The sequence below is a fragment of the Nocardiopsis dassonvillei genome (genome assembly GCF_964273065.1).
Taxonomy (GTDB): domain Bacteria; phylum Actinomycetota; class Actinomycetes; order Streptosporangiales; family Streptosporangiaceae; genus Nocardiopsis; species Nocardiopsis dassonvillei_B.
The window spans coordinates 2,746,918-2,762,630 of the sequence record NZ_OZ186815.1; the positions used below are offsets into that span (position 1 = coordinate 2,746,918).

General features: G+C 71.5%; 15 protein-coding genes. 3 read left to right on the forward strand and 12 right to left on the reverse strand.

Annotation, left to right across the window (positions count from 1 at the left end; translation table 11 throughout):
- Positions 1-35: 35 nt before the first annotated feature.
- Positions 36-2,360, forward strand: coding sequence for a hypothetical protein (locus tag ACSUPR_RS12030; protein WP_436891317.1), 2,325 nt, complete (start codon positions 36-38; stop codon positions 2,358-2,360).
- A 558-nt stretch (positions 2,361-2,918) separates the two neighbouring features.
- On the forward strand, positions 2,919-3,278 hold the full coding sequence (locus tag ACSUPR_RS12035; RefSeq protein ID WP_436891318.1) for an STAS domain-containing protein: 360 nt from the start codon (positions 2,919-2,921) through the stop codon (positions 3,276-3,278).
- Between the two features lie 95 nt (positions 3,279-3,373).
- Here the strand turns inward: ACSUPR_RS12035 and ACSUPR_RS12040 are convergent, their stop codons facing one another.
- Positions 3,374-4,084: a M50 family metallopeptidase gene (locus ACSUPR_RS12040; RefSeq protein WP_436891320.1), complete on the reverse strand. Its 711-nt coding sequence runs from the start codon at positions 4,082-4,084 to the stop codon at positions 3,374-3,376.
- 308 nt (positions 4,085-4,392) lie between these two features.
- Here ACSUPR_RS12040 and ACSUPR_RS12045 point away from each other — a divergent pair, with 308 nt between their 5' ends.
- Positions 4,393-4,686 (forward strand): hypothetical protein, encoded by a 294-nt coding sequence (locus ACSUPR_RS12045; RefSeq protein WP_436891322.1) that lies wholly within the window; start codon positions 4,393-4,395, stop codon positions 4,684-4,686.
- Positions 4,687-4,735: 49 nt separating this feature from the next.
- Here the strand turns inward: ACSUPR_RS12045 and ACSUPR_RS12050 are convergent, their stop codons facing one another.
- The 11 genes from ACSUPR_RS12050 to ectA form a co-directional block, all read right to left on the reverse strand.
- Positions 4,736-5,173 carry an SRPBCC family protein gene (locus ACSUPR_RS12050; RefSeq protein ID WP_436891324.1) on the reverse strand — a complete coding sequence of 146 codons (438 nt, stop codon included), beginning with the start codon at positions 5,171-5,173 and terminating at the stop codon, positions 4,736-4,738.
- Between the two features lie 37 nt (positions 5,174-5,210).
- On the reverse strand, positions 5,211-6,203 hold the full coding sequence (locus ACSUPR_RS12055) for an NUDIX domain-containing protein (RefSeq protein WP_436891325.1): 993 nt from the start codon (positions 6,201-6,203) through the stop codon (positions 5,211-5,213).
- A complete protein-coding gene (locus ACSUPR_RS12060; protein WP_436891981.1) occupies positions 6,200-8,239 on the reverse strand; it encodes an RNA degradosome polyphosphate kinase in 2,040 nt (679 codons plus the stop codon). Before ACSUPR_RS12060 ends, ACSUPR_RS12055 begins: the two co-directional genes overlap by 4 nt.
- Before the next feature lie 323 nt (positions 8,240-8,562).
- Positions 8,563-9,504: a CPBP family intramembrane glutamic endopeptidase gene (locus ACSUPR_RS12065; RefSeq protein ID WP_436891327.1), complete on the reverse strand. Its 942-nt coding sequence runs from the start codon at positions 9,502-9,504 to the stop codon at positions 8,563-8,565.
- Between the two features lie 146 nt (positions 9,505-9,650).
- Complete coding sequence (ehuA, locus tag ACSUPR_RS12070; protein ID WP_436891328.1) at positions 9,651-10,442, reverse strand: ectoine/hydroxyectoine ABC transporter ATP-binding protein EhuA; 792 nt, start codon at positions 10,440-10,442, stop codon at positions 9,651-9,653.
- Positions 10,429-11,067, reverse strand: coding sequence for an ectoine/hydroxyectoine ABC transporter permease subunit EhuD (gene ehuD / locus ACSUPR_RS12075; RefSeq protein WP_436891330.1), 639 nt, complete (start codon positions 11,065-11,067; stop codon positions 10,429-10,431). The genes ehuA and ehuD overlap by 14 nt, the downstream gene beginning before the upstream one ends.
- Positions 11,068-11,793 (reverse strand): ectoine/hydroxyectoine ABC transporter permease subunit EhuC, encoded by a 726-nt coding sequence (gene ehuC, locus ACSUPR_RS12080; RefSeq protein ID WP_436891332.1) that lies wholly within the window; start codon positions 11,791-11,793, stop codon positions 11,068-11,070.
- Positions 11,794-11,800: 7 nt separating this feature from the next.
- Complete coding sequence (gene ehuB, locus ACSUPR_RS12085; RefSeq protein WP_436891982.1) at positions 11,801-12,667, reverse strand: ectoine/hydroxyectoine ABC transporter substrate-binding protein EhuB; 867 nt, start codon at positions 12,665-12,667, stop codon at positions 11,801-11,803.
- Between the two features lie 412 nt (positions 12,668-13,079).
- On the reverse strand, positions 13,080-13,472 hold the full coding sequence (locus ACSUPR_RS12090; protein WP_306370635.1) for an ectoine synthase: 393 nt from the start codon (positions 13,470-13,472) through the stop codon (positions 13,080-13,082).
- 115 nt (positions 13,473-13,587) lie between these two features.
- Complete coding sequence (ectB, locus tag ACSUPR_RS12095; protein WP_436891334.1) at positions 13,588-14,853, reverse strand: diaminobutyrate--2-oxoglutarate transaminase; 1,266 nt, start codon at positions 14,851-14,853, stop codon at positions 13,588-13,590.
- Between the two features lie 86 nt (positions 14,854-14,939).
- The gene (ectA, locus tag ACSUPR_RS12100; RefSeq protein WP_436891983.1) at positions 14,940-15,407 is read right to left on the reverse strand and encodes a diaminobutyrate acetyltransferase; all 468 of its coding nucleotides are present in this window, start codon (positions 15,405-15,407) and stop codon (positions 14,940-14,942) included.
- Positions 15,408-15,713: the final 306 nt, after the last annotated feature.

The following is a 15,713-nucleotide window of genomic DNA, read 5'->3' on the forward strand; positions in this document are numbered from 1 at the left end:
CGACCTCAGGCCGAGGGCGCGACGGGGGGTCTGCGATGCCAGGGGGGTTCACCGGGGCGGTGTCGGAACGCCGGGGGGCGGCCGGCGCCGCGGACGGGGTGCGCCGGAGGGCGGTCGGCGCGGTGCTGGCGCGCTGGTGCGCCTCGGCGGTGGCGGTCGCCGCTCTGCTGTGCGCCGCTCCGGCGGCGGGGGCGGAGCCGGGGTCGGGGGGCGCGGGAGCGCCCGCCCGGGATCCGGACGTGCCGGGAGCGGCCGGGGAACCCCTGGTCCTGGTGGGGGTGCCCGGCCTGCTGTGGCAGGACATCACCCCCGAGCACACGCCCACCCTGTGGGAGATGGCGGAGCGCTCGGCCACGGCCAACGTGTCGATCCGCACGGCGACCTCCCGCACCTGCCCGACCGACGGGTGGCTGTCGGTGTCGGCGGGCGACCGCGCCCTGGCCGCGCGCGAGGACTTCGGGGTCTGCGAGCCCGCGCCCGAACCCGAGCGCACCGGGTCCGGTGCGGTCGTCCCCGGATTCGACTCCTACGTGCGCCAGAACGCCGCCTCGCAGTTCGCGGCGCGGGTCGGTCTGCTCGGCGACACCGTGCACCGGTACGGCGGGTCCACCCTGGCCGTCGGTCCGGGGGCCGCGCTGGGCGTCGCCGACGGCGACGGGCGGGTCGACCACTACCTGGCGAGCATGCGCGACCTCGACGCCGAGCGCCTGGGGGGAGTGACCCTGGCGGCGGTGGAGCTGCCCGAGCTGACCCGGCTGTACCCGGAGGACGACCCGTTCTCCGCCGACTCCGATGGCCCCGACCCGGAGGACGTCCCGCAGGTGGACCGGGAGGAGGCGCTGACCGTCCTGGACGGTCGGCTGCGCAGCCTCATCGCGATGCTGCCCACCGGGTCCTCGCTCGTGGTGGCGGGCGTGTCCATGGACAGCGGCCCCTCCCGGCTCACCGCCGCGCTGAGCGCGCAGGTGGCGGAGGAGGGGCCGGCCGGGCCCATCGGGTTCCTCGCCTCGGAGTCGACCCGGCGGCGGGGGCTGGTGGCGCTCACCGACGTCACCGCGACCGTCCTGGCCGAGCTGCGGATGGAACCGCGGGCGCCGGTCTCGGGGCGGGCCTGGCACGTGACGGGGCGGCCCGCCGACACCGGGGAGGCGGTGCAGCGGCTGGTGGACTTCAACACGGCCGCCGTCGTCGTGGGCGCGTCCATCCCCGGGTTCTTCAGCGGGCTGGTGGCGGTGCAGCTGCTCATCTACGCGGCGGCGGCCTACGCGCTGCACCGCTACTCCGACGGGCAGCGCGGCAAGCGCGCCCTGGTGCTGTCGGTGACGCGGATCGTGGCCCTGGCCGGGGCGGCGTTCCCGGTCGCCAGCTACCTGGCCAACCTCATCCCGTGGTGGGCGGCCGAGTCGCCGCCGACGGCGCTGCTGGGGAGCGTGCTGGCCGCCGACGCACTGGTGGTGGCGCTGGCGGTGGCCGGGCCGTGGCGGCGCACGATCCTGGGGCCGATGACGGTGGTGGCGGGGGCGACCACGGCGGTGCTGTTCGTCGACCTGTGCTTCGGCGCGAACCTGCAGATGAACTCGCCCACCGGGTACTCGCCGATCGTCGGCGGCCGGTTCTACGGGATCGGCAACATCGCGTTCGCCACCTTCGCCACCGGCATGCTCATGACGGTGGCCGGGATCTCGCACGGGCTCATCGGGCGGGGGCGCCGGCGCGTCGCCGTGGCGGTGACCCTGGCGGTGGGGGCTGCGTCGGTGGCCATCGTCGGCTGGCCCGGCCTGGGCACGGACTTCGGCGGAGTGATCGCGCTGGTCCCGGGCCTGGCGGTGACGGCGATGATGATCGCGGGGGTGCGCGTGACCTTCCTGCGGCTGGCGGCGGTGGGTGCGGCGGCCCTGGCCCTGATCACCCTGCTGTCGTGGCTGGACCTCCTGCGCCCGCCGCAGGAGCGCAGCCACTTCGGGGCGTTCGCCGCGCAGGTGCTGAACGGGGAGGCGGGCACGATCGTGGCCCGCAAGCTGGGGGCGATGGTGGGCACGCTCGGCAACTGGCAGCTGACCCTGCTGGCGGCCTGCGCCCTGCTGTTCCTGTTCGCGGTGCTCAACCGGCCCACGAACTGGCGGATCGGCGCCCTGCAGCGCGCCTACGAGTACGCGCCGACGCTGCGGGCCGGTCTGGCCGGATCGCTGGTGACCGCCCTGGTGGGGTTCGCCGCCAACGACTCGGGCGTGGCGATCCCGGCGATCGCGCTGACCGTGGCGGTGCCGCTGACCCTGTCGGCGTGCGTGTGGGCGCTCCAGCAGGAGGACGAGGACCGGACCCCGGACTCCGAACCCACCGAGAACGCCCACTGTCTGTGACGCTTACCTCATCGGCGCCGCGCGGTGCAAACCGGAACGAGAACGACCTTGCGTCGCTCACGTCACGAATCGGCCACGGCGCTGTGGTAAAGTCCGAGGCTGAGCGGCCGATGCAAGGGACAGCCGGTACCCGAAGGGGCGCCGGGCGGTCACCGTCTCCCGAAGATCCCGGCCACCGATCCGGCCGCCGCACCTCCCAGCGGGAGGGAATGACCGCCCCACGGGGCGGGTTCTTGTTGTCGTGAGGGGCGCGGGAGTCGCCCGGCACGGCACGCCGCCGATCTCCGATCCCCGGTGACCCGCGGACCGCACGGGGAACTTCCGACCCGCACTCGGACGTTCCCAGGGTGGCCGCGCTTCGCGCAGGCCCCCGAGGCGGAGGAGAAGGCGTCACATCCCCGGCCCCGGATCACCGGGGCGGCACGCGAGGACATGATGAACCATCAGCTTGGCTACCGCGGTAACGCACTGAACGTACCGGCCGACGCCCGCGCCCGGCGCGGGATGCGGCCTGCCTCGCCGGCGCGGCGGGCACGTCCCGATTACGCCGGAGTCGCCATGCCCGCACTGACCATCTCGTCCACCCTGCACGACGGCGGCCGGGTTCTGGCCCTGGACGGGGAGATCGACCTGGCCACCGAGGCCCGGTTCCAGGATGCGGTCACCGAGGCGCTCACCACCCAGCCGAGCGGGCGTGTCGTCCTGGACTGCACCGACCTGCGCTTCATCGACTCCAGCGGGCTGCGGGTGCTCATCCGCGCCCACAAGACCGCCCGGGAACAGCAGGCCGTGCTGGCGATCGCCGCGCCGGCACCGCGGGTGGTGCAGACCCTGCGGATCACCGCCCTGGACACCCGCATCCCGGTGTTCGGTACCGTCTCCGAGGCGCTGACCGCGCCGCGGGCCGACCGGGGCTGAACCCGCGCGGCCGGTGACGGCCGTGACGAAGGGGCGCGACCGCGACGGTCGCGCCCCTTTTCGCATGCCCGGGGTCCGGAGCGGGCGCCCCGGCGTCAGTCGAAGAGGAGCAGCCACACGCCCAGGGCGGTGACGGCGAGGTTCACCAGGGCGAACACCCCCACCCACAGGGTGCCGGGCAGGCCGGTGAGCCGGGCCAGCTGGTCGGCGTCGGAGTGCGGGGAGGGCTGGCGGAGGCGCTGGCGCTGGAGCTCGAACACCGGGCGGATGCCGGCGAACAGCAGGAACCAGATGAACAGGTAGGCGAAGGCCGCCTGGACCTCGCTGGGAGTGAACCAGCTGATCCCGAACACGACCGCGCCGGTGCCCACCACCGAGAGCACGCCGTAGAGGTTGCGGATCATCAGGAGCATCGCGGCCAGCACGACCAGGCTCAGCCACAGCAGCGCGGTGATGTGGTCGGACATCAGCACGACGATGCCGAGGAGGCCGATGACCGACGGGGCGACGTATCCGGCGAAGACCGTGAAGATCATGCCGATACCGGTCGGCTTGCCGCGCGAGACGGTGACGCCGGAGGTGTCGGAGTGCAGGCGGATCGCGGTGAGCTGGCGTCCGCTGAGCAGCGCCACCAGGGCGTGGCCGCCCTCGTGGGCGATGGTGACGACGTTGCGGGCCACCCGCCAGACGGGGTTGAGCAGCACGGCGGCCAGGGCCAGGACCGCGGCACCGACGATGATCCACTGTTCCGGTTCGGGCTGGGTGGTCAGCACCTCCCGCCAGACGTCACCGAAGGTCGTTTCCACCAGTGGTCCCCCAACTGCGTCTCGACGGCTCCCCCGGCCCGGACGGGCGGGGCACTGCCCGAACTCTAGCGATCCGCCGGAACGGGTCCGTACGGCGCGGAACGGTACGGAGGGTGGGACGACCGCGGAGGGCCGGCGGTTCGTTCCGGCCGGGGGGCGGCCCGCGGACCGGGGGGCCAAAGGGGGCATAGGACGCGTTGCGCCGGTGATGTGCGCCGACCTGCGGTGATGAGCTGGCCAGAACGGTCGGAGCGACCTACAGTCACAACTGTTGGTCACTAGCCAACTACTAAGAGTGAGGACTCTTCGTGAAGCGCATCGCTGGAATCGCCCTGATGACCATCGCCGCCGGTGCGGCCCTCGGCCTCGCCGCGGCACCCGCCTCGGCCGACGAAGAGCACGGGTACCACGGGTACGAGCACGTGCACTCGGCCCTCTTCCAGGGCTACGGCCACGGCGGCCACGGCCACGGTGGTCACGGGGGCCACGGCCACGGCGGCTACGGTCACGGGGGCCACGGCCACGGTGGCCACGGCGGCCACGGCGGCTGGGGCGGCCACGGCGGCTGGGGCAACGGCCACGGCGGCTACGGCTACTACTGACCGCGCCCGGCGGCGCGGTCCCGGCCCCCGGCCGGGACCGCGCCGTCCGCTACTTCCGCTCCGCCAGCTCCTTGAGGCGCACCAGGGTCCGCTCGATCCCCCGCGCGTTGCGCGCTGGCATCCCCGCCAGAACGTAGAACAGCCGGAACCCCCGGCTGTAGTCGAAGGTCTCGGTCACCCGCGTGGCGCCCCCGGGCAGCTCCTCCAGCTCGTACCGCCACCGGTGCGGGCCGAAGTGCCGCCAGGCGATGCGGCGGTCCCTCTCGTACTCCACCACCCGGTTGGTCATCCGGTACGGCAGGCCGAACATCTTCATGTCCATGCCGAAGCGCGCGTCCTCGACCAGCTCCGCCGGACCGAAGAGGTCGCCGCGCACGGTGCCCGACCCGTCGATCTCCGGGTGACGGGCGGGGGACGCGAGGATCTCGAAGACCCGGGCGGCGGGGGCGTCGACCACGACGCTCCGCGAAACCTTGTACTCAGCCATGCCGCCATCATGGCAGCAGGGCCCGGAGGGCCCCTCCCTACCCCCGGACCGCGTGCCGCTCCACCCCGGCCAGCTCCCCGCCGGCGACGTGGAGCACCCAGAACGATCCCTTGCGCAGCCCCAGCTGCTGGGTGAGCGGCGCCCCCAGCCGGGTCAGCGCCTCCTCCATCAGGTCGGGGATCAGCTCCCCGTGGGAGCACACCACCGCGGGCCGCCCCGCGTCGAGGATGCGGGCGAACGCCTCCCGGGCGCCCTCGACGTCGTAGGACGGCGAGCCCTCCCGGACCGTGAAGGCCCGCTCGGTGCGCATCTGCACGTCCGCCTCCACGGTGTAGGGCAGCATCGACTCGGTGCAGCGCGCCGCCGCCGACGACACCACCTCCGGCCGCCCGTAGGCTCCCACCACCCGGGGCAGGGCCAGGGCGTCGGCCCGGCCGGACGCGTCCAGGGGGCGCAGCAGGTCGCTGTCGTCCCAGGTGCGCTTCTCCCCCGCCGACAGGTGCCGGAGCAGGATGACGGGGGAGGTCTCGGCGGGCCCGGCCAGGAAGTTGTCCAGGACCTCCACGTCGTGCCCGTAGGTGAGGCGCCCGCGCGCCTCCCCCACCGGGACCCACTCGACCCGGTCGACCTCCTCGTTGGCCTGGTACTCGACGGCCTCGGCGGATTCGGCGGGGGTCGCCGCCCACCATTCGACCTGTTTGGGCCAGCCGTCCTTGAGGTAGTGCTGCGGCGGCAGGCGGCGGCCCAGCACGGGGGTCAGGCCGGTCTCCTCCTGGACCTCGCGGACCGCCCCGATGATGGGGTGCTCGCCGTTCTTGAGCTTTCCCTTGGGCAGGGTCCAGTCGTCGCGGACGGGCCGCCGGATGAGGACGACCTCGATCCCGGAGCCGCCCCGGCGCCACAGCAGGGTGCCGCCCGCCCGGATGGGCTCCAGATAGCCGCCGACGGCGGTGGTGCTGGGCGGGAAGGCGCCGGCCGGCCCGGCCGGCGTCTCGGTCCCCGGCCCGGGGACGGCGTCCCGGCCGCTCATCCGCCCTCCACCACCCGCAGGTGGCGGTCGCCGCGCAGGCTGTCCTGGAGGTCCACCAGGGGCTGCCCGTCGGAGCCGTGCGTGACCCGGTCCCACGTGCCGTCGGGTTGCAGGCGCCAGGAGGACGTGTCGTCGGACATCGCCATGTCCATGAGGCCGATGAGTCTGCGGCACTGCTCCCCGTCGGAGACGCGGACCAGCGCCTCCACGCGGCGGTCGAGGTTGCGGGGCATGAGGTCGGCGCTGCCGATCCACACCTGCGGGCGCCAGCCGTTGGCGAACACGAAGATCCGGGAGTGCTCCAGGAACCGGCCCAGGATGCTGCGGACCCGGATGTTCTCCGACAGTCCGGGCACCCCGGCGCGCAGCACGCAGCTGCCGCGCACCCACAGGTCGACGCTGACCCCGGCCTGGGAGGCCCGGTAGAGGGCGTCGATGATCTCTTCGTCGACCAGCGAGTTGACCTTGAGGCGGATGTGCGCGGGCTCCCCCTTGAGGGCGTTCTCGCTCTCGACCGCGATCTGCCGGAGCAGCCCCTCGCGCAGGGCGCCGGGCGCCACCAGCAGCCTGCGGTAGTGCTTCTTGCGGGAGAACCCGGTGAGGCGGTTGAACAGGTCGCTGACGTCCTCGCCGACCTCCGAGGAGGCGCTGAACAGGCCGAAGTCCTCGTAGATGCGGGCGGTGCTGGGGTTGTAGTTGCCGGTGCCGACGTGGCAGTAGCGGCGCAGCAGCCCGTCGTCGTCCTGGCGGATGACCATGGACAGCTTGCAGTGGGTCTTGAGGCCGACCACGCCGTAGACGACGTGGCAGCCCGCGTGTTCGAGCTTGCGGGCCCACTGGATGTTGTTCTGCTCGTCGAAGCGGGCCTTGATCTCGACGAGGACGACGACCTCCTTGCCCTCGCGGGCCGCCTCGATGAGCGATTCCACGATGGGCGAGTCGCCGCTGGTGCGGTAGAGGGTCTGCTTGATCGCGACGACCTTGGGGTCGCCCGCGGCCAGGGCGAGGAAGCGCTCGGTGGTGGTGGCGAAGGACTCGTAGGGGTGGTGGACCAGCACCTCGCGCTCGCGGATGGTGGCGAACAGGTCCCCGGAGGTGAGGGCGCGCGGCTCGACCGGGACCATCGGCGGGTAGTGCAGCTCGGGGCGGTCCAGGTCGGCGATCTGGGCCAGGCCCGCCAGGTTGAGCGGCCCGGGGACGCGGTAGATCTCCTCCTCCTCGGCGCCCAGCTGCTCGGCGAGGATGGCCAGCACCTCGTCGCTGATGTCCTCCTCGACCTCCAGCCGCACCAGGGGGCCGAAGCGGCGGCGCAGCAGCTCGTTCTCCAGGGAGGTGACGAGGTCGTCGGTCTCGTCCTCGTCGACCTCCAGGTCGGCGTTGCGGGTGACGCGGAACGCGTGGTGCTCCACGACCTCCATGCCCTCGAAGAGCTGGGGCAGGTGGGCGGCGATGATGTCCTCCACCGGCACGAAGCGGCCGCCGCCCTTGGCGCTCAGCTCGATGAACCGGGGCAGTGCGCCCGGCACCTTGACCCGGGCGAACATGCGGCGCTCGTCGCGCGGGTCGCGGACGGTGACGGCCAGGTTGAGCGAGCGGCCGGAGATGTAGGGGAAGGGGTGGGCCGAGTCCACCGCGAAGGGCGTGACCAGGGGGTAGATGGAGCGACGGAAGTAGCCGTGGAGGTATTCGCGTTCGGCGGCGTCGAGGTCGTTCCAGCGCACGATGCGGATACCGACCTCGCGCAGGGCGGGGGCGACGCTGTGTTGGAAGCAGGCGGCCTGCCGCAGCATGAGGTCGTGGGTGAACTCGGAGATGCGCTCGAGCAGGTCGCGGGGCTGGTGTCCGCTGGAGGAGGCGACCAGCAGGCCGGTGGCGAGCCGCCGCTTGAGGCCGGCGACGCGGACCATGAAGAACTCGTCGAGGTTGCTGGAGAAGATGGCCAGGAAGCGGGCCCGCTCCAGCAGGGGGATGTCCTTGTCCTCGGCCAGTTCGAGGACCCGCTGGTTGAAGCGGAGCCACCCCTCCTCCCGGTCCATGAACCGGTCGCTGGGGAGGCCTCGGGGTTCGGCGGTGCTGGGACCGGCTGTCGTCGATACGGGTTCCGTGCTCACAGCTGGCAGACTCCCCCCTTTTCATGACCGGCCGGTGACATCTCCGTGAGTGGAAAATGACCGCAACACGACCTCTATGGACCTTCTGTACCCAGATGCGCACGAACACCTGCGCTTACCGAGCATAGTTTGCACAGGTTTCGGCCGATGGCCGCGACAACGGAAGGAATACGGACGAAAAGGCGACTCTACCCGCCGGGCTTCCGGGCGGGCCTGCGGGTTCTCCCGCTCCCGACGACCCGCTCGCGCTAGAAGACCCCGTCTTCCAGGGCGGGCGGCGTGAGGATGAGGAAGAGGCCGATCCTCAGCAGCACGTTGAGCCACGTGTTGCGGAAGCACAGCCACAGGTAGCCGTAGAGCAGGCTCGACGCCCCGTAGGTGACCAGGGCCAGGCCCAGGTCGTGGGCCACTCCGTTCCCGGGGAGCTGGGACACCGCGTCGTAGGGCCGCACGACCGCGTACATGAGGGCGAAGAGGACCGAGGTCGCCACGATCCCGCCCCACGGGCCCAGGACGACCTCCAGCCTCGTCTGCACCATGCCGCGGAAGAAGACCTCCTCGCACGCGGAGATCAGCGCGAACGCCAGCACGAACCCGATGAGCGGGAAGGAGGGCTCCGGCAGCAGGCCCCGGTCGGGCACCTGGAGGTAGACGTAGCCGACCAGGGCCAGCACGATGGCGACCGGGATCAGGCCCAGCCACCGCCAGGGCTGCTCGACCTTGAGGGCGATCGAGGGCATGGCGGTCCCCCGGCCGTCCAGGACCACCCCGGAGCGGTCCATGACGAGTAGCGGCAGGGTGAACAGGAACAGCAGCCGGGACACCAGGGACGCCGACATGGCCAGGTCGGCCCCGATCTCCTCCCCGAAGAGGTGGAGGATGGTGCCGAGCACCACCATGCACAGCACGAACCCCACCAGGAGCAGCGCCAGCCAGCCGAGCTCACGGTTGATGGGGTGTGTCTGCAGGGCGGCGGCGATGCGCCGGTCCAGCTCCGGCCGGGCCCCGAACGCCCTGACCAGGGCCCAGGCGACCACACCGCCGGCGAGCATCGGCGCCCAGGAGATCAGGAACAGGACCGGGAGGTCGATGATGACGTCGTGGCGCAGCCCGGAGTCGACGACCAGCGCCACCGCGAGGGTCAGGAGTGCGGCCCCCACCCACCCGAGCAGCCCCCATCTTCGCACCATGGTCACAAGAGTCCCCCCTGCCTCAGAACACCCATTCTGCCCAAGGGGAAACTAAAAGCTACTTTACGACTACGGTATGTCGTCACCGAATCGGGCGGGGGCGGACGGGCCCGCGGCCCGTCCGCCCCCGTGGCGCGGCGCTCCGGTCAGTGGCCGTTGTCCAGCACCGACCGGAGGAACTCCTTGGTGCGCTCCTCCCGGGGGTCGCCGAAGATCTCGTCCGGCGTCCCCTCCTCCGCGATCCGGCCCTTGTCGAACATGAGCACCCGGTGCGACACGTCCCGCGCGAACCCCATCTCGTGGGTCACGCACAGCATCGTGATGTCCGTGGTCTCGGCGACCGTTCGCAGCACGTCCAGCACCCCGGCCACCAGTTCCGGGTCCAGCGCCGAGGTCACCTCGTCCAGCAGCAGGATCTCCGGGCGCATCGCCAGCGCGCGGGCGATCGCCACCCGCTGCTGCTGCCCGCCGGAGAGCTGGGTGGGATGGGCGTCGATCTTGTCCGACAGCCCCACCAGGTCCAGCAGCTCCTCGGCCCGGGCGTCCGCCTCCCCCCGGGGCAGGCCCAGCACGTGGACCGGGGCCTCGGTGAGGTTCTTGCGGACCGTCATGTTCGGGAACAGGTTGAACTGCTGGAACACCATCCCGATCCGCCTGCGGCGCGGGCGCAGGTAGGCCTCGCCGGCCGGGACCATCCGGCCCCCGCGCGGCATGTGGCTGAACGGCTCGCCGTCCACCTCGATCAGGCCCTCGGTCACCTTCTCCAGGGTCATGAGCAGGCGCAGGATGGTCGTCTTGCCCGAACCGCTCGGCCCGATCAGGGTGACGCGCTCGCCGGGGGCGACCGAGAAGTCCAGGTGGTCCAGCACGGTGAGGTCGCCGAAGCGCTTGACCACCTGGTCGAAGTTGATCAGCGCCGAAGCGTCAGACGGCGGCATAGCGTCGCTCCAGTCGTCGGATGATGATCGCGGAGGGGACGCTCACCAGCAGGAAGAGGAACCCGACCACGGTGTAGGCCTCCACGATCCGGAAGCCCGCGCTGCCGACCTGGCGGGCCGTGGCGAGCAGCTCGACCACGGTGATCGCCAGCAGCAGCGGGGTGTCCTTGAACATGGCGATGAGGTAGTTGCCCAGCGCGGGGATGACCTTGCGGATCGCCTGGGGCAGCACCACGGCGCCCCAGGTGCGCGAGGCGGGCAGGCTCAGCGCCCGGGCCGCCTCCCACTGGCCCTTGGGCACCCCCTCGATGCCGGAGCGGTACACCTCGGCGGTGTAGGCCGAGTAGTGCACGCCCAGCACCACGATGCCCACGGTCAGCGCCGACACCGTGGAGGGTGCCAGCGCGAACACGAACACCAGCTGGACCAGCAGCGGGGTGGTGCGCACGAACTCCATGACCGCGTGCACGAGCGTTCCGGCCACCGGCACCCGGCGGACCAGGGCGATGGCCAGCCCCAGCACCAGGGCGATGAGGTAGCCGAGCAGGGTCGCCTGGACGGTGACCGCCAGGCCGCGCATGAGGTCGGGCAGGACCCGGAAGGTCCACTCGAAGTCCCAGAACATCTACTTCGCACCTCCGGAGGCGGTGACCGCGGGCGGCCGCAGCAGTCCCAGGATCCCCCTGCCGCCGGGCGGGGTCCGCCCGAGCCGGTGGTTGGCCCGGCGCTCCAGCAGGCGCACACCGAAGATGAGCACCTGGGCGATGAGGAAGTAGAGCACCAGCGCACCGCTGAAGGCGAGCACCGTCTCCCCCGTCGCCTGGCGCATCCGGTCGGCGACGGCGCTGATGTCGGCGACGCCGATCAGGTAGGACACGGCGGTGGCCTTCATCAGTTCGATGGACAGGTTGCCGAAGGTCGGCAGCATCTGCGCCCAGGCCTGCGGCAGGACCACCAGGCGCATCCGCTGGAACCACGTCATGTCGAGGGCCACGGTCGCCTCGATCTGGGCCCTGGGCACGGCGTTGATCGCGCCGCGCACCACCTCGGCGCCGTAGGCGCCCACGTTGAGGCCCACCGCGAGGATGGCCGCGAACCTGCCGTCGAGCTGGTATCCGGTGAGGAGGGGCAGCGCGTACGCCATCCAGAACATCAGCACCAGCGCGGCGATCCCGCGGAAGACCTCCACGTAGGTCGTGGCCACGGCCCGCGGCAGCCGTTCGGGGCGGGTGCCCAGGACGCCGAAGAACATGGCCAGGACGAACGCCAGCGCGATACCGCCGGCGGTCAGCTGGACGGTGACCCACGCGCCGTCCAGGTAGATCGGCAACCGTTCGATGAGGAAGTCCACGGCGTGGTCAGCCCTCGCAGAGCTCGGCGGTCGTGGTGCCGTCGGGCAGGTCGGCCTCGGTGAAGCCCCACTCCTCGCCCAGCTCCAGCAGGCGGCCGCTCTCGGTGAACTCGGCGATGACCCGGTTCATCTCCTCCAGCAGAGAGGTGTCGGCGGGCCGCACGCACAGGCCGCCCCAGCCCTTCTCCTCCCGGCCGTCGATCTCCGGGAAGAACGGCTCGGTGACGTCGAAGTCTCCGCCGCGGTCCAGGAGCAGGTACTCGTGGGAGACCTTGAGCATGGAGACGGCGTCGACCCGGCCCGACTCCAGCAGTTCGTAGCCGGTGGTCTGGTCGGGGATCAGCTCCAGCTGTCCGCCCGGGACCTCGAAGTACTCGGCGTACCCCTGCTCCACGGAGGCGTTGAGCACCGCGAGCCGCAGGTCGGAGTTGTCGACGAAGTCCGTGAAGTGCCGGATGCCGTGCGGGTTGCCGGCGGCCACCATGAACGCCTCGGGCGAGGTGGCGGTCGGCTCGGTGAAGGCGACCTGCTCGCAGCGCTCGGGGGTGATGAACATGCCCGCCGCGATGACGTCGAACTGGCTGGCCTGGAGGCCGGGGATGAGCCCGTCCCAGGCGACCGGGTTGGCCCGGATCTCGGGGACCCCGAGTTCCTCGAAGACCGCCTGGGCGACGGCCGGGGACTGGCCCGCCGGGTTGTTGTCGCCGTCGACGAAGCCGAACGGGATCTCGTTGGCCAGGCCGACGTTCACGAAGCCCTGCTCGCGCAACCGTTCCAGGGTGGCCGCGCCGCCCTCGGTGCCGCCGCCACCGCCACCGCCGCCGCCGTTGTCGACGCGTGAGCACGCGGCGAGCCCGAGGGTGATCGCCCCCACGCCGGCCAGGCGGAACGCGTCACGGCGCCCGGGGGCCCGTCGGCTGTTCGCTGATACCTGCATCTCTACACTCACTCCTCGCGTCACTCGCGCGGTCCGTCGCGCTCCGCGGGTCGTCCCGCTCGGCGCCGCGCCATGGGAGATCCGGGGTCGGGAGGGCTCCCGGCCGCACCACCGCTGATCGGCGGCGTACCCGGCTCCGGTACGGGGGTCTCCCTCCCCGGGGGCCTCCGGAGGTAACTGGTCCCCGGTGGTCCGTTATGTACTGGTTATTCAAAGGGCGGTACAACGACGGCCCGCACACCGGTCCGTACCCCGCCGCATCACCCGTGTCACCCTCGGTGACGACTCGGGGGCGGACCCGGGCCGCGCCCGGATCCGCCCCCTCGGGGTCCCGTTCGGAAGGCGGAGGTCAGTCCGCCTCGACGACCAGCGGGTAGACGCCGTTCTCGTCGTGGACCTCGCGGCCGGTCACCGGCGGGTTGAACACGCACAGCACCCGGAAGTCGGTCTTGGGGCGGACGGTGTGCCGCTCGTGGCCGTTGAGGAGGTAGAGGGTGCCCGGGGTGATGATGTGCTTCTCCCCCGTCTCCTCGTTGGTCAGCTCCGCCTCGCCCTCGATGCAGTGCACCAGCTCGACGTGGTTGGCGTACCAGAACGTCGACTCGGTGCCCGCGTACAGCACGGTCTCGTGGAAGGAGAAGCCCACCTTTTCCTTCGCGAGGACGATGCGGCGGCTGCGCCAGTTCTCCGTCTTGATGTCGGCCTCGGTGTCGGTGATCTCGTCCAGACTGCGAACGATCACGGGGTTCCTCCTCATCGCTGCCCCCGTGCGCCCGTGCGCACGGGGCTGTCGTCGTACGGCGCGGGGCCGGCCGCCGCCCCGAGGGACGGCCGGCCGGCCCCGCGGTGGTGCGGGGTCAGGCGGGCTGGGCCACCTTGACGGCGGCGCGCGCCGCGTCGGCCATGATGTCCAGGCCCGCCGTCAGCTCCTCCTCCGTCATGGTGAGCGGGGGCAGGAGTTTGGCGACCTCGTCCTCGGGACCGGAGGTCTCCAGCAGCAGGCCGCGGTCGAAGGACTCGGCGGCGACCCGCTTGGCCACGGAGGCGTCGGTGAAGGCCAGCCCCCGGGCCAGGCCCCGGCCGCGCACGTGCGCGCCCAGGTCGGCGTGCTCGGCGGCCATCTCGCCCAGGCGGGCGGCCACCAGGTCGCCCTTGGCCTTGGTCGCGGTCGCGAAGGCGTCGTCCGTCCAGAACCGGCGCAGCGCCTCGGTACCGGTGACCATGGCCGGGTTGAAGCCGCGGAAGGTCCCGTTGTGCTCCCCGGGCTCCCACACGTCGAGCTCTCGCTTGAACAGGGTCAGGGCCATGGGAAGACCGTAGCCGCTGATGGACTTCGACAGGGTGACGATGTCCGGAACGATGCCGGCCTCTTCGAAGCTGAAGAAGTCGCCGGTGCGCCCGCAGCCCATCTGGATGTCGTCGACGATCATGAGGATGCCGTACTCGCGGCACAGCTCGGAGAGCTCGCGCAGCCACTGGGCGCTGGCGACGTTGATCCCGCCCTCGCCCTGGACGGTCTCGACGATCACCGCGGCGGGCTTGTCCAGCCCGCTGCCGCTGTCCTCCAGCAGGCTGCGCAGCCACAGGAAGTCCGGGGTGCGGCCGTCCATGTAGTTGTCGAACGGCATGGTGGCCACGTGGCCCAGGGGCACGCCCGCGCCGCCGCGCTTCATCGAGTTGCCGGTGACGGCCAGCGCCCCCAGGGTCATGCCGTGGAAGCCGTTGGTGAAGTTGACGATCGTCTCGCGGCCGGTGTACTTGCGGGCCAGTTTGAGCGCGGCCTCGACGGCGTTGTTGCCCGCCGGGCCGGGGAACTGGACCTTGTAGTCCAGGCCGCGCGGTTCGAGGACGACGTTCTCGAAGGTCTCGAGGAAGTCGCGTTTGGCGACGCTGTACGCGTCGAGGCTGTGGACGATGCGGTCCTCGGTGAGGTAGCGGATGAGCGCGGTCTTCAGCTCCGGGTTGTTGTGCCCGTAGTTGAGGGACCCGGCTCCCGCGAAGAAGTCCAGGTAGGGACGTCCCGACTCGTCGTAGACATGGCCGCCGACGGCCCGGTCGAAGACCGCCGGCCAGTTCCGGCAGTATCCGCGGACTTCGGATTCCAGGCGCTCGAAGGTCTCCATCGTGGGTTCCTCGGTTCCTTTCCCCAGCTTCATGGGCTCATGGCGTGGCCGCTCGACGGGGTGGTCGATGCGGTGCGGATGGCCGGTCACACGTGTGCTTCGTCGGGGAGACCCAGAGGTCCGATGCGCACGAGGTCTTCGGGCTCGTGAGAGTCTCCATTCTCCTTCGGGAAGTGCTCCTCGGAGAAGAGTGCGGACCATGTGATCCGTGCCCGGCGGTCGCGTGCGAAGGACGCGAAGAGCGCCCTCGACGCGGCGTTGTCCGGGGTGACGGTCGCCTCCAGGTGGTCGATGCCCCGTTCGACGAGCCGGTCACCGATGAAATCGAGCATGCGTCGGGCCAGTCGGCGGCCCCGGTGGTCCGGATCCACCGCGACCTGCCAGAGGAAGTAGGTGTCCGGGCTGTCAGGTCGCACATAGCCGGTGACGTAGGCGATGGGCCGGTCGGCGTCGTCGCGGGCGACGACGCTGGTGGCGGCGAAATCCCGGCACCAGAGGGCGTAGGCGTACGGAGAGTTGACATCCATCCCCGCCTTCCGCGCCAGGGCCCACAGGTGCGGGCCGTCCTCGGTTCCGGGATGTGCCAGGCGCACGTCCCCCCGGCTCGCGGCACCGGCGCACTGCGCGGAGCCGGCTGCTCCTTCGTCGGTACGGTCGCGGGCTTGGAGATTCGTTCGTAGATGCGGCACGTCGATTGAAACTAGCGAATGAAGGTCAATGGGACGACGATGCGATCAGCCGCGAATGTTTCGCCGGAACAAGATCGGGTAAGGCTTGTTTCTTTGACCCGATTTCGGGGCTGTGACCTGGGCTTTCACGGCCCGTCCGGTGGAGCGCGCAAAGACGGCGCATGCACTGCC

Bases quoted from the DNA above. Each gene is read 5' to 3' on its own strand.
- ACSUPR_RS12030 (WP_436891317.1), top strand. From the start codon at position 36: ATGCCAGGGGGGTTCACCGGGGCGGTGTCGGAACGCCGGGGGGCGGCC.
- ACSUPR_RS12035 (WP_436891318.1), top strand. From the start codon at position 2,919: ATGCCCGCACTGACCATCTCGTCCACCCTGCACGACGGCGGCCGGGTT.
- ACSUPR_RS12050 (WP_436891324.1), bottom strand. From the start codon at position 5,173: ATGGCTGAGTACAAGGTTTCGCGGAGCGTCGTGGTCGACGCCCCCGCC.
- ACSUPR_RS12055 (WP_436891325.1), bottom strand. From the start codon at position 6,203: ATGAGCGGCCGGGACGCCGTCCCCGGGCCGGGGACCGAGACGCCGGCC.
- ACSUPR_RS12060 (WP_436891981.1), bottom strand. From the start codon at position 8,239: ATGGACCGGGAGGAGGGGTGGCTCCGCTTCAACCAGCGGGTCCTCGAA.
- ACSUPR_RS12065 (WP_436891327.1), bottom strand. From the start codon at position 9,504: ATGGTGCGAAGATGGGGGCTGCTCGGGTGGGTGGGGGCCGCACTCCTG.
- ehuA (WP_436891328.1), bottom strand. From the start codon at position 10,442: ATGCCGCCGTCTGACGCTTCGGCGCTGATCAACTTCGACCAGGTGGTC.
- ehuD (WP_436891330.1), bottom strand. From the start codon at position 11,067: ATGTTCTGGGACTTCGAGTGGACCTTCCGGGTCCTGCCCGACCTCATG.
- ectB (WP_436891334.1), bottom strand. From the start codon at position 14,853: ATGGAGACCTTCGAGCGCCTGGAATCCGAAGTCCGCGGATACTGCCGG.